General features: G+C 69.5%; 10 protein-coding genes. 2 read left to right on the top strand and 8 right to left on the bottom strand.

All coding sequences use genetic code 11. The features are described from left to right. Positions 1–2 precede the first annotated feature (2 nt). The 5 genes from ACGFZA_RS14605 to ACGFZA_RS14585 form a co-directional block, all read right to left on the bottom strand. Positions 3–1,790, bottom strand: coding sequence for a heparinase II/III family protein (locus ACGFZA_RS14605; protein ID WP_393679180.1), 1,788 nt, complete (start codon positions 1,788–1,790; stop codon positions 3–5). Then, positions 1,778–2,542 (bottom strand): SDR family NAD(P)-dependent oxidoreductase, encoded by a 765-nt coding sequence (locus tag ACGFZA_RS14600; protein ID WP_385284998.1) that lies wholly within the window; start codon positions 2,540–2,542, stop codon positions 1,778–1,780. Before ACGFZA_RS14600 ends, ACGFZA_RS14605 begins: the two co-directional genes overlap by 13 nt. A 45-nt stretch (positions 2,543–2,587) precedes the next feature. Beyond that, complete coding sequence (locus tag ACGFZA_RS14595; protein ID WP_385285000.1) at positions 2,588–3,511, bottom strand: carbohydrate ABC transporter permease; 924 nt, start codon at positions 3,509–3,511, stop codon at positions 2,588–2,590. Beyond that, the gene (locus tag ACGFZA_RS14590) at positions 3,498–4,334 is read right to left on the bottom strand and encodes a carbohydrate ABC transporter permease (RefSeq protein WP_385285002.1); all 837 of its coding nucleotides are present in this window, start codon (positions 4,332–4,334) and stop codon (positions 3,498–3,500) included. The genes ACGFZA_RS14595 and ACGFZA_RS14590 overlap by 14 nt, the downstream gene beginning before the upstream one ends. 144 nt (positions 4,335–4,478) lie before the next feature. Further along, positions 4,479–5,747: an ABC transporter substrate-binding protein gene (locus tag ACGFZA_RS14585; RefSeq protein ID WP_385285004.1), complete on the bottom strand. Its 1,269-nt coding sequence runs from the start codon at positions 5,745–5,747 to the stop codon at positions 4,479–4,481. Positions 5,748–5,972: 225 nt separating this feature from the next. Between ACGFZA_RS14585 and ACGFZA_RS14580 the strand changes: the two genes are divergently transcribed. Then, entirely contained in the window at positions 5,973–7,055 is a 1,083-nt protein-coding gene (locus tag ACGFZA_RS14580) for a LacI family DNA-binding transcriptional regulator (RefSeq protein ID WP_385285006.1), read from the top strand. Between the two features lie 140 nt (positions 7,056–7,195). Here ACGFZA_RS14580 and ACGFZA_RS14575 read toward each other — a convergent pair whose 3' ends face one another. After that, positions 7,196–8,584: an endo-1,4-beta-xylanase gene (locus tag ACGFZA_RS14575; protein ID WP_393679176.1), complete on the bottom strand. Its 1,389-nt coding sequence runs from the start codon at positions 8,582–8,584 to the stop codon at positions 7,196–7,198. Between the two features lie 607 nt (positions 8,585–9,191). Between ACGFZA_RS14575 and ACGFZA_RS14570 the strand changes: the two genes are divergently transcribed. Continuing rightward, on the top strand, positions 9,192–9,629 hold the full coding sequence (locus tag ACGFZA_RS14570; RefSeq protein WP_385285008.1) for a VOC family protein: 438 nt from the start codon (positions 9,192–9,194) through the stop codon (positions 9,627–9,629). A 158-nt stretch (positions 9,630–9,787) separates the two neighbouring features. Here ACGFZA_RS14570 and ACGFZA_RS14565 read toward each other — a convergent pair whose 3' ends face one another. After that, positions 9,788–10,486 carry a response regulator gene (locus ACGFZA_RS14565; RefSeq protein ID WP_393679174.1) on the bottom strand — a complete coding sequence of 233 codons (699 nt, stop codon included), beginning with the start codon at positions 10,484–10,486 and terminating at the stop codon, positions 9,788–9,790. Beyond that, positions 10,483–11,847: a sensor histidine kinase gene (locus ACGFZA_RS14560; RefSeq protein WP_393679173.1), complete on the bottom strand. Its 1,365-nt coding sequence runs from the start codon at positions 11,845–11,847 to the stop codon at positions 10,483–10,485. The genes ACGFZA_RS14565 and ACGFZA_RS14560 overlap by 4 nt, the downstream gene beginning before the upstream one ends. Between the last annotated feature and the right edge of the window lie 64 nt (positions 11,848–11,911).

Raw genomic sequence — 11,911 nt, 5'->3', positions numbered from 1 at the left:
GGTCAGTCCTCCGTCCGGAACAGCGCGGTGCTGCCGTCTGCCTGGCAGACCGTCAGTCCCTCGCCGTCGAGCTGTACGTCGGTCACCGCGGGACCGGCCGAGGCGGCCTGGTAGACCGAGGCGAACGTGACCCGGTCGGTGTCGGCGGCGAAGTCCACCCGGGTCCGTACGCGTTGCGGGTCGTCGGCCGGCCCCGGGCCCGGCCGGCTCACCGGGCGCACGGGCACGTCGGCCCGGTGCGTGTGCCAGCCGTGCAGGGTCTCGTCGCCGTACCAGGTGGTGCGCACCGCGCCGGCCGCCTGAATCTGCACGTCCAGCGCGGTGCCGGGGCGCAACTGGGCGACGATGTGCCGGGACTCCGTGGCGGTCACGGTCAGCAGGTCCACCAGATAGCCGTCACCCGCCACGATTCGGCGGACCCCGCGCACGCCTTCGTACGCCGTCGTCACCTCGGCGGTGACCGACCGGTCGTCCGAACCGAGCAGGGCTCCCATGCACTCCGCCTGTTCGAGGCCGTCCACCCGGAACGCCGGATGGGCCTCGGTCGAGGCGTACAGATCGCGGAACTCGGCGTGGGCGTAGGGGACCTGCCCCGGATCGGGCTGCCAGGGCGTCGTGTCGCCATAGAGATAGAGGGACAACTTGTCCCGGTGGCCGTGCGAACCGCCGTGCGGACCGAAGTCCAGCAGTGCGTGGATGCCCGCGACCCGCAGCACCGCGTAGCCGGCCGTACCGAACAGGGCGAGCGCTCCGGGCGCCGGGCGCTCCGGGAGCGGCGGGCCGGTGAACCAGCCGCCCAGCGCCCGGTCCAGTCCGTCGTCGGCGGTGCCCAGCTCGGCACGGGCCCGGCCGGCCACCGCTCCCAGAGCGGCAGAGGGGACCAACTGCTGCGCAAGAGCCACCAGTTCGAGCCACTCCAGAGCCAGCGGGGCACGCAGATAAGGGCCGTCGTGCAGCGCGGGCAGAATGCCGCCCGGTGTGGCGATCGCCGCCAGCACGTCCGTCATCCCGGCCAGTACTCCGACCACATCCGAGGGGAGGGACGCCGGATCGGTGCCCCGCAGCGCCAGCAGCGCCGCCCGCAGTACGAACCCGTGGTAGTAGGTACTGCCCTCCCACTCCCAGCCGTCCTCGGCGACCGCGACCCGCAGATGCGCGTACAGCCCGCTGTCGCCCTCCAGCCACTCCTTGCGCCCGTCCCACTCCTGCCCCCGCACCGCCGCGGCGGCGCGCCCGGTGGCGGCGCCCGCGGCGTTGAGCCACGCGGTGTAGTTGGAGGCGAGCTGGCCCTTCCCGACCAGCACCGCTCGGGCATCGAGGGCCGCACGCTCCAACGAGTCCAGCAGCGGCAGCACCCCCGACAGGTCATCCGTGCCGTGCTCGGCGAGCGTCACGACGGTGTGGCCGATGTTCACCGCCCAGATCGCGTCCGTCAGCGCCTGGTGGAAGAGCCGGCCGCGCAGCATCCAGCCCTGCGCCTCACCGTGCTGCGCGGTGGCCAGCTCCTCGTACAGAGCGGTGTACTCGACGAGTCGGGCCACCGCCTCATCACGCTCTCCGCCGTGGGCGAGCACCCGCAGGTGGCGCGCCCAGGCCTGGTGCGACAGCACCAGCCAGGCGCCGCGCACCGCCTCGTTGTCCACCCGGCAGCCGTACGCACAGCGCGCACCGCCCTCCGGGAACACCCCGGCGAGCACATCACCGTGGTCCAGCTCCACCCCGTGCGCGGGGCAGACGTACGCGTGCCACCAGCCGCCGCGCTCCCGCGCGATCCGCCTCAACGCGGCCATACGCCACCGTCGATGTCCACCGTGGTCGCGGTGAGGAAGCCCGACGCGGGCGACGCCAGGTGGACGACGGCCGAAGCCACGTCCTCAGGCGTGCCGGCCCGGCCCACCGGGATGCCTGCCTCCATCGCCTCCTGCGCCGCCGGCGCGGTGAACGTGTCATGGAAGGCGGTGCCCTTGATGAAGCCCGGCGCGACGGTGTTCACCGTGATCCCGCTGCCGCCGAGTTCCTTGGCCAGGCCCTTGGTGAAGCCCCGGATGCCGGCCTTGGCGGCCGCGTAGGCGACCGAGCCGGGGCCGCCGCCGTTGTGCGCGGCGAGCGACGACATCGTGATGACGCGCCCGGCGGACGATTCCTTCAGATGCGGCAGCGCCGCCCGCACCGTCCGGAACGTCGAGGTCAGATTGGTGTCGATGACCCGGTCGAAGTGGTCGTCGGACATGTCGGCGATGGTCGCCCGCCCGATCAGATGACCGGCGTTGCAGACCAGGACGTCCAGTCCGCCGAGGAATCCGGTGGCCTCCTCGACCAGGCGGTCGACCTCTGCCGTCACCGTCGCGTCGGCCTGGAACGCCTTGGCCTTGCGGCCGAGCGCCTCGATCGCGGAGACCGTCTTCGCGGCCTCGTCGGCGGAGGAGTGGTAGTGGACGGCGACGTCGGCGCCGGCCTCGGCCAGGGCGACGGCGATGGCGCGGCCGATGCCGTGGCCCGCTCCGGTCACCAGCGCGCGGGAACCTTGGAGATCAGCAGACATGGGGGGTAACCCTTTCGATAACCGGCCGTTGAGGACCGGGACCGGTCACTTGAGACCGGCGGTGGCGAAGCCCTGCACGAAGTAGCGCTGGCCGATGAGGAAGAGCACGACCATGGGCAGGGTGGCGAGCGTGGTGCCCGCCATCAGGAAGTGCCACTGGGGGCCGTTCTCCGTCTTGAAGACGGAGAGCCCCACCTGGATGACCCGCAGACTGTCCGTCCGGGTCACCAGCAGCGGCCACAGGAAGTTGTTCCAGGACGACTCGAAGGTCAGCAGCGCCACCGTGATGAGCGCGGGCTTGACCTGCGGCGTCATGATCCGGGCGTAGATCCGGAATTCGCCCAGTCCGTCCAGCCGGGCCGCCTCCTCCAGCTCCACCGGAAGATCCAGGTAGAACTGCCGGAAGAGGAAGACCGCGAACGGGGTGACCGCACCGGGCACGATGAGCGCCCACCAGGTGTCGAGCCAGCCGCTGCCGCCCTGGCCGAACAGGTCGTTCCCGCCGGCCAGCGGCATGAAGCGGACGATCAGGAACTCGGGCAGCACCTTGGTGTAGGTCGGGATCATCAGGGCCGCGATGAAGAGGTAGAAGATGACCTCGCTGCCCCGGAACCTGATCCGGGCCAGCGCGTACCCCGCCATCGAGGCGATCACCAGGTTGAGCACGGTGTGGCTGGCCGCGATGATGAAGCTGTTGCGGGCGTAGGTGGCGAAGGGCGCGGCCTTGAGCGCCTCGCCGTAGTTGCTGAAGTCCCAGTGCTCCGGCAGCAGCCCGGCGTCCTGCGACGCGATCTCCACCGGGGTCTTGAGCGAGGTCAGCACCATCCAGATGAACGGCACCACCATCAGCAGGGAGATCACGGACAGCGTCACATAGAGCGCGATCCGGCCGACGGTGAGCGGCTTCCCCTTCGCCGCGGGGCGGGGTGTGCGTGCGACCCCGGGCTTGTGCAGCTCAGTTGTGGCCACGGGTACCTCCCATGATCCGCCGGTTGACGAGGGTGAAGCCCATCAGCAGGACGAACAGCACCAGGGACTGGGCGCAGGCGTAGCCGACGCGGAATTCCCGGAAGGCGGACTTGTAGATCTCGTACGTCATCATCGTGGTGCTGTTGGCGGGCCCGCCCTCGGTGAGGATGTAGATCTGGTCGAACGACTGGAACGCGCTGATCATCGAGGTGATGAGCACGAAGAACGTCGCGGGCTTCAGCAGCGGCAGGGTGATCGAGAAGAACTGCCGCGTCTTGGAGGCGCCGTCCACCGACGCCGCTTCGTACAGTTCCCTCGGCAGGGACTGGAGCGCGGCAAGGTAGATGAGCATCTTCATGCCGATGCCCTGCCAGACTCCGACCAGGATGACCGAGGGCAGCGCCCAGGTGGTCGACGAGAGCCAGGCGGGACCGTCGATCCCGACGAACGAGAGCAGGGCGTTGAACAGTCCGTTGCCCGGGTTGTAGATCCACAGCCAGACCAGGGCGATCGCCACCGTGGCGGTGACCTGCGGCAGGAAGATCGCGGTGCGGAAGATGCCGCGCGCCTTCAGGCCCGTGTGCAGGGCCAGTGCCAGCAGCAGCCCCAGCATCATGCCGAACGGCACGGTGAAGAACGTGTAGATGACGGTGTTGACGATGGACTTGCGGAACACCGCGTCGTGCATCATCTCCTGGAAGTTGTCCAGCCCCACGAACTGCGGCGGCGTCAGCACGTCGTACTTCGTGAAGGCAAGGACGACCGAGGCGACGACAGGCAGCCCGATCCAGAGGGCGGCGTGGAGCAGGGCGGGTGCCACCATCAGCATCCCGGCCCGCTGCCTGCGGCGTCCCGGACCCGTCGGGGTCCTGCCGGCCCGCTGCTTCGCGGGCCGGGTCTTCTCAGGCGCAGAAGGCGGCCGGGCGGGCCGTGCCTTCAGTACGGATACAGCTCCCACAGTGGCGCCTCACATCCGGCCGATGGCGGCCTCGGCGAGACGGCCGAGTTCCGCGATGGCGTCCTTCGCGGACTGACCGCCCACGATCGCCGGCTCCAGCGTCGGCTTGATCTTCTCGCGGATCTCCATCCAGGCCGCGGTGCCGCCCTCGGAGCAGGCCGCGCTCATGTTCTGGAGGGAGAGATCGACGAACTTGTTCTCCTTCACGTACCCGGACTCGTTGAGATCCTTGAGCCCCGGTACCGAGCCGCGCTGCTTCGCGGCGCCCAGGATCGAGTCGGGGGTCGCGAGGTACTCGACCAGGGCGCGCGCGGCGGCCGGGTGCTTGGAGCTCGCCGACTGGGTGACGAGGGTGCCGCCCTGGAGCATCGCCGGCTTGCGGTTGGCCAGCACGAACGCGCCGAGCGTGTCGTCCTTCAGCAGCTCCGGGTTCTGCTCACGGACCTGCTCCCACAGGGCGCTCGTCGTCATCATCATCGACGCCTGGCCGGTCTGGACGTTCGACGGTGCACCGGCAGCCGTCTTCTTCGTGTAGTCGGCGGAGCCGTCCTGGATCAGGTCCTTGAAGAACTGCAGTGCCTCGATGCCCCGGCTGTCGGTGAACAGCACCTTCTTGCCGTCGGCGCTGAACAGCTGACCGCCGTTGGCGAACAGGAAGGTCTCCCAGCACTGACGCAAATCGATGGAGAACGGGTCGAAACCGTGCCGGCCCTTCTTCGTCAGCTGCTTGGCCACGGCCCGCAGTTCCGCCCAGGTGGCCGGAGTCTTCTTGATGCCGGCCTCGGCGAAGTGGTCCTTGCGGTAGACGACGATGCGGGTGTCCAGGACCACCGGCAGGGCGTAGAGCTTGCCGTCGTAGCGCGACGGCTCCAGCACCCGCTTCTCGTAGTCGTGCGCGGTGGCGAACTTCTCCGGCAGCGGGGCGATCGCCTTCTTGGCGGCGAACGGCGGGATCCAGCCGACCCCCATCATCAGCACGTCGGGCAGCAGCCCGCCCGCCATGCCCGTGGTGATCTTCTCGTTGAGCTGCGCGTACGTGGTGTAGTCCACGTTCACCTTGACGTCCGGGTACTTCTTCCGGAAGCCGCCGATGATCTCCTTCTCCAACAGCGTCTTGCCGTCGGCACCTTCGAAGATGGGGGTGAGCAGCGTGATCTCGCCCTCGGCGGGACCATCGGCGGAGCCGGCGGCCGTGGAGCCGGTCCCGCAGCCGCTGAGCGCGGCCGCAGCAGTACCGGCACCGATGGCAGCGAGCAGCGACCGTCGTTTGAGTTCCATTGGGCACCCCTTTTGAGGTGGAGACAGTGGATCGATCCAGCGATGGCATCCCGGCCATGGCTGGGAAGCGCTGGTAAATCGATGCACTGAGACTAAGAACGCCCCGAGAGGCGCGTCAACAGCTGATGCACAACAATTTTCGGGAAAGTTAACGGGTGTACCGGTGAAGAGAGTTCAGTAAATCGGTACACTAGTCTGGCGAACACGTTCCGAACCGGAGGTGGCATGAGCGGGGTAACGATCCATCAAGTCGCGGAGGCTGCGGGTGTATCCGCCAGCACCGTGTCGAACGTCCTCAACGGACGTACGGACCGTATGCAGGCAGCGACCCTGGCTCGCGTGGAGCAGGTGATAGAGCAGCTCAGTTACCGGCCCAACCGCGCCGCGCGCATGCTGCGCACCGGTCGGATCAAGGTCATCGGCCTGATCGTGCCGTCCGTCGCCAACCCCTTCTGGGGGGCGCTCGCCCGGGAGCTGGAGGCCATCGCGCTGGCCGAGGGGTACCACGTACTGCTCTGCAACAGCGAGCGTGATCCGGCCCGCGAGCTCAAGTACGGCGAGGAGCTGCTGGCCGACGGGGTGAGCGGTGTGGTGCTCTGCTCCTCGCTGCCCTCGCTCGATCACATGGCCCCACTGCTCAGCCGCGGTCTGAAGATGGTGGCCTTCGACCGCACCGCCCAGGCGGGCGATCCGCCGTCACTGGCTTCCATCAGCGTCGACAACGCGATGGGCGCGGAGCTCGCCACCCGTCATCTGCTGGAGCTGGGCCACCGTCGGCTGGCGTTCGTCTCCGGCTCGGTCAACAGCGTCAACCGCCGCGAGCGGCTGCGTGGCTTCCGGGCAGCACTGGAGTCGGCGGGCCTGGATCCGGCCGACGCCGTGGTGTGGCCCGGCGCCGACACCGCCGAGTTCGGTGACAAGGACGCCGCGGAGCTGGGACGCAAGGCCGCCCGCGAGCTCCTGTGCGGCCCGCGCCCGCCCACCGCCTTCGTCGCCATCAACGACATGTGTGCCATCGGCATCTGCCGGGGCGCGAAGGACGCCGGCCGCAACGCCGGGCTGGACGTCTCGGTGGTCGGGTTCGACGACATCCTGCTCGCCGACCTCTTCGAACCCCCGCTGACCACGGTCCGCCAGCCGTTGCCGGAGATGGCCGCCGAGACGTTCCAGCAATTGCGGGCCCGTATCGACTCCGCGCCGGTTGCCGGGCGTTCGCTCCTGATCAGGCCGAGACTGGTGGTCAGGGAGTCGACGGCGCCCGCGCCCGCCGAGGTGGCGGCGTCGGGCGAGGCCTATGCGCGCCGGTGAGTTCCCGGCGCGTCCGCCCGTGCCGCGCCGGTCTGCCTACGACCACGAGGGCACCGTCCGGGAGACGGTGCCCTCACGCCGGTGACCGACGGGACTGCCGGGGCGCCGATGCACCCCGCGCCCGGCTTCGGGCCGGTGGTTCAGGAGGTGGTGCAGGCGCCGATGACGGGCGCCGACGTGTTGCCGTTCGTCATGACCGTGAACCCGAAGGACGTCGAGGCGCCGGCGGCCAGACTGCCGTTGCCGTTCGGCTTCATCGTCATCACGTTGCCGCTGCCGTCCCAGGACGGTGTGCCGTTCCAGGTCGTGCTGATCTTCTGCGGTGACGTCACCGTCACGGGCACCGTCCAGGTGCTGATGGCCGAACTGCCGGCCTTGATCGTCACCTGCCCGTTGAAGCGGTCACCCCAGGTGTTGGTCTTGGTGTACGTGGCCGTGCAGGCGCCGCCGCCGGTTCCCGGGTCGGTCCCGCCGCCGGTGCCGCCCAGTGCCGCGAGCACGGCGGTGTACGCCGGCTTCTTGCCGTAGTTGTCGTCGAAGAGCAGCGGGGTGCCACTGCTGCGCCACGAGTACTTGTCCGGGATGCCCCACACGGTGATCCCGTTGCAGCGGGTCACGGCCAGGCAGGCGTTCACGACCTTGGTGTAACTCGCGGCCTGCGCCGATCCCGATCCCTCGATGTCCAGTTCGGTGATCTGCACGTCCACACCGAGGTCGGCGAATCGCTGCAGATTGGCCTGGTAGTCCGAGGGGACGGGGGAGTTGCTGTTGAAGTGCGACTGGAAGCCGACACAGTCGATCGGCACACCGCGCTGCTTGAAGTCCTTCACCATGGCGTAGACCGCGTTGCTCTTCGCGTTCTGGCCGTCGGTGTTGTAGTCGTTGTAACAGAGTTTGGCGCCCGAGTCGGCGGCACGGGCGGTGCGGAAGGCCTCCTCGATGAAGCCGTTGCCGAGCTTGTCCTGGAAGGGCGAGCTGCGCCTGGCCCCGCTGCTCCCGTCCTGGTACGCCTCGTTGACCACGTCCCAGGCGTAGATCTTGCCCTTGTAATGGGCCATCACCTGGTTGATGTGGTTGTTCATCGCCGAGCGCAGATCGGTGGCTGCGAGCCCGCTGACCCAGCCGGGCAGCTGCGAGTGCCACACCAGGGTGTGACCGCGCACCTTCATGCCCTTGCCCTGGGCATGGCTGACGATCTGGTCCGCGGAGCCGAAGCTGAAGCTGTTGCGGGACGCCTCGACGGCATCCCACTTCATCTCGTTCTCCGGGGTCACCATGGTGAACTCGGTGTCCAGGGTGGAGGCGTACGCGGACTCGCCCAGGTGGTTGGCGGCGACCGCGGTGCCGAAGTACCGGCCCTTCGCGGCGGCCGACGCCCCGAGCGTCGTTGCGGCCTCGGCGGTGCCGGCGAGCGAGAGGACCGCCGCCGCGGTGAGCAGGCCCGCCGTGGCGAGCACGCCGGCCTTGCGTGCCCGTGAGCGCAGCCGCGGACGTGCGGCGTCGCCACCGTGCGATGAATTGACGATCACTTTCCAACACCTTCTTCCGGTCGTCGGGCGGGCTTGAGCGGGCCGCCCGGACGGGGTGGGGGAACTGTGCGCAGAGCGCTTCGTCCGCCAGGGAGCGCGCCGTTCGACGGCGGTTCCGTGGAGCGAAGTTGATCGGTGATGCAGGGGAGCGAGGGAGAGTATGCGCGCGCCGGACCAACTCGTCAACGCTGCATTTCCGAAATATTTCGGCGATGTTAAGTCGCTCATTGCTGTGTTGTGTCGCTGTGACCTGCACTTATACGCCTCGCTTCTCGGCCTGTCGGGATGACGGATGGGGCGCATGGGGACAATCGCCGCTGAGGGTTACGAAAGTAGTCCGAAGGTTGCGTGAGGTGGTCGAATGAAAGGTTCCTGCAATTCTGGAGTGACTTTCGGGGGCGCCCTGTCTGAGCTGCGACAACTGCGCTCACGTAAGTGAATCGGATGGCAACTGCATCGAAAATTCAGCCCCGTCGGATCGAAATATTTCGGTCCCAAAAGAATCTTGCGCAGGATCACGTGGATTGCCGCTCCCTCGCGTGGCACGATCGGTTCACCCGGGGCCGGTCGCGGTGCCGGCCGCACTGCCAGGGGCAGGGAGGGATTCATGGGAACGCGGTGGAGCCTGACGATCGACTGCGCGCACCCCGCGCGGCTTGCGGAATTCTGGGCGCTCGCCCTGGGGTACGCGCGGAAGCCGCCGCCGGAGGGGTTCGGCAGCTGGGAGGAATGGTTCGCCCACTACGACGTCCCGGAGGCGGAGTGGGACGACGGCGCCTACCTGTCGGACCCGGACGGCGAGGGGCCCGCGCTGTCCTTCATGAAGGTGCCCGAGTCGAAGGCGGGGAAGAACCGGCTGCATCTGGATGTGCAGGCGGGCGGCGGCCGCGAGGTGCCGTGGGAGGTGCGGTGGCCGCGTGTGCTGAAGAGCCTGGAGCGGCTGACTGCCGCGGGGGCGACGGTCATCCATGAGTACGAGGCCCAGGGCCGCCCCGATCACCTGATGATGGCGGACCCGGAGGGCAACGAGTTCTGCCTGCTGTGACGGCCGGTGCGCCGAGGGCTGTGCCGGTGGAGGTGCGCCGAGGAGTGTGACGGCCGGTGCGGCGAGGTCTGTGGCGGCGGAGGTGCGGCGAGGCGTCAGACGGCACCCCGGACCGGCGCGGACTGCCGTCCTGCTGCCGGCTGTTCACCCGGCGCGGTCTACGTCGGCTCGGTGGACTGCGGGGTGGCTTCCTGCCCGCCTGCGCTGACCAGTCCTGTCTCGTAGGCGGCGATGACCGCCTGGACGCGATCACGGAGCCCCAGTTTCGCGAGGATGCGGGCTACATGGGTCTTCACGGTCGTCTCGGCGAGGTGGAGACGGGCGGCGAGTTCGGCGTTGCTCAGCCCTCTGGCCAGAAGACCGAAGACTTCCATCTCGCGCGGCGTGAGCGAGGCGAGGTCACGGTGCGGGGCGACGGTGTCGGTGCCGCGCCGGGCGAACCGCTGGACGAGGCGGCGGGTGATGGCCGGCGCCAGGAGAGCGTCGCCGGTACGCACCGTGCGGACGGCGACGGTCAGGTGCTCGGGCGTGACGTCCTTGAGGAGGAAGCCGCTGGCGCCGGCGGACAGGGCCGCGTAGACGTACCGGTCGAGGTCGAACGTGGTCAGGATGATGACGCGCGGTTCGCCGGGGGCGCCGGTGAGGATGCGGCGGGTGGCCTCCAGCCCGTCCGTCCCCGGCATCCGGATGTCCATCAGGACCACGTCGGGCCGGGTGCGCCGGACGGCTTCGACGGCCTCGGCACCGTTGGCCGCCTCGGCGACGACGTCCATGCCGTCGGCGCCGAGGATCATCCGGAATCCGGTACGGACCAGCGTCTGGTCGTCGGCGAGGAGCACGCGCAGCGGCTCGGTCACAGTGCCTCCAAGGGGATCAGCGCTTCGACACGGTAACCGCCGGTCAGCCGCCGCCCGGTGGTCAGGGTTCCGTCGTGGACGGCCAGGCGCTCGCGCAGCCCGATCAGTCCCCGGCCGTTCCCGGTGGGCGCGTCCGCGCCCGGGTGCCCACCGGTGTCGGCGACTTCCACCCGGAGCCGGTCCTCGCCGTATTCGACGGTGACGGCGGCGGTCGCGCCGGACGCGTGCTTCACGGTGTTGGTCAGCGCCTCCTGGACCACGCGGTAGGCGGCCAGTTCGAGGCCGGGCGGGAGGGGGCGGGACGGGCCGGTCACGGTCAGATCGACGGGCAGTCCGGTGTCCCGGACCCGTCCCACCAGGGTTTCCACCTGATCCAGGCCGGGTTGTGGCGACAGCTCCGCCACCGAGTCCGCGAGGCCCGCACCTGTGTCCGCGCCCTCGTCCTCGTCGGCCATCGTGAGCAGCCCCATGACGTGGCGCAGTTCGGTCATGGCAGCCCGCCCGCCCGCTTCGACCGCGAGCAGCGCCTCGCCCGCCTGCTCGGGGGACGTCTCCAGGACGGTACGTGCCGCTCCCGCCTGGATGATCATCACGCTGACGTTGTGCGTCACGACGTCGTGCAGTTCGCGGGCGATCCTGGCCCGCTCGTGCTCGACTGCCCGGCGCAGCGCCGCGGCCTGCTCGCGCTCCAGCGCGGAGAGCCGGGTGCGGCCCTCGCCGGTTCGCAGTTTCCAGGTGCGCAGGCCGAGTGCGGCCACGGCCATCGGAACCAGGATCAGCAGGGCGATGTACTCGTTCGGGACGATCGGTGTGACCGAGTTCCCCGAGGTGCCGACCAGGACGACGGACAACGGCAGCGCCGCCAGGGTCGCCACCCGGTGCGGGCTGTACACGGCGGCGCTGTAGACGGCGATGACGAACGCGTAGAACGTCAGCCGCAGGACGCTCTGCGGCGTCGCGAGTGTCGCGGCCGTCACGACGCACAGCACGGCGAGCGGGTAGCGGCGGCGCACGGCGAGGGCGCCCGAGGCGATGGCCGCGAGGGCCACCATGAAGGCCAGGCCGTCGGCGCCGGACGGGCGCGGCACGACGTACACCACGCCGGGCGCGATCTCCCGCACCACGATGTTGTTGGCGTTGTCGATGCCGTAGTAGACGGTGGTGATTCCGAGAACCAGCGCCAGCAGCGCGTCGAACTGCCGGGCGCGCCGGACCGGCCGCGGCGGCGGGCCGCTCGGAAGCCCTGCGTCGCGGACCGCCCGGCGGGCGGAATCCCGCAGCCGCTCCAGTGTCGTACGTACGTCCCTCACCGGTTCATTGTCGCCGCCGCGCGCACACGCGGCGTCCGTCCCGACGGGCATTCCCGCCGCCCCGGGTACATCAGCCGCCTACATCGCAGGGATGACGTCTGCGGAGCTCGTCCTC

The sequence above is a fragment of the Streptomyces sp. NPDC048211 genome (assembly GCF_043202315.1).
In the GTDB taxonomy this organism is placed as follows: Bacteria; Actinomycetota; Actinomycetes; order Streptomycetales; family Streptomycetaceae; genus Streptomyces.
Note: the sequence above shows the minus strand (reverse complement) of the source record. Positions and strands in the feature narration are given on the sequence as shown.

Excerpts from the sequence above, each read along its gene's own strand:
- ACGFZA_RS14580 (WP_385285006.1), top strand. The coding sequence starts at position 5,973 with ATGAGCGGGGTAACGATCCATCAAGTCGCGGAGGCTGCGGGTGTATCC.
- ACGFZA_RS14590 (WP_385285002.1), bottom strand. The coding sequence starts at position 4,334 with ATGGTGGCACCCGCCCTGCTCCACGCCGCCCTCTGGATCGGGCTGCCT.
- ACGFZA_RS14600 (WP_385284998.1), bottom strand. The coding sequence starts at position 2,542 with ATGTCTGCTGATCTCCAAGGTTCCCGCGCGCTGGTGACCGGAGCGGGC.
- ACGFZA_RS14570 (WP_385285008.1), top strand. The coding sequence starts at position 9,192 with ATGGGAACGCGGTGGAGCCTGACGATCGACTGCGCGCACCCCGCGCGG.
- ACGFZA_RS14560 (WP_393679173.1), bottom strand. The coding sequence starts at position 11,847 with ATGCCCGTCGGGACGGACGCCGCGTGTGCGCGCGGCGGCGACAATGAA.
- ACGFZA_RS14585 (WP_385285004.1), bottom strand. The coding sequence starts at position 5,747 with ATGGAACTCAAACGACGGTCGCTGCTCGCTGCCATCGGTGCCGGTACT.
- ACGFZA_RS14605 (WP_393679180.1), bottom strand. The coding sequence starts at position 1,790 with ATGGCCGCGTTGAGGCGGATCGCGCGGGAGCGCGGCGGCTGGTGGCAC.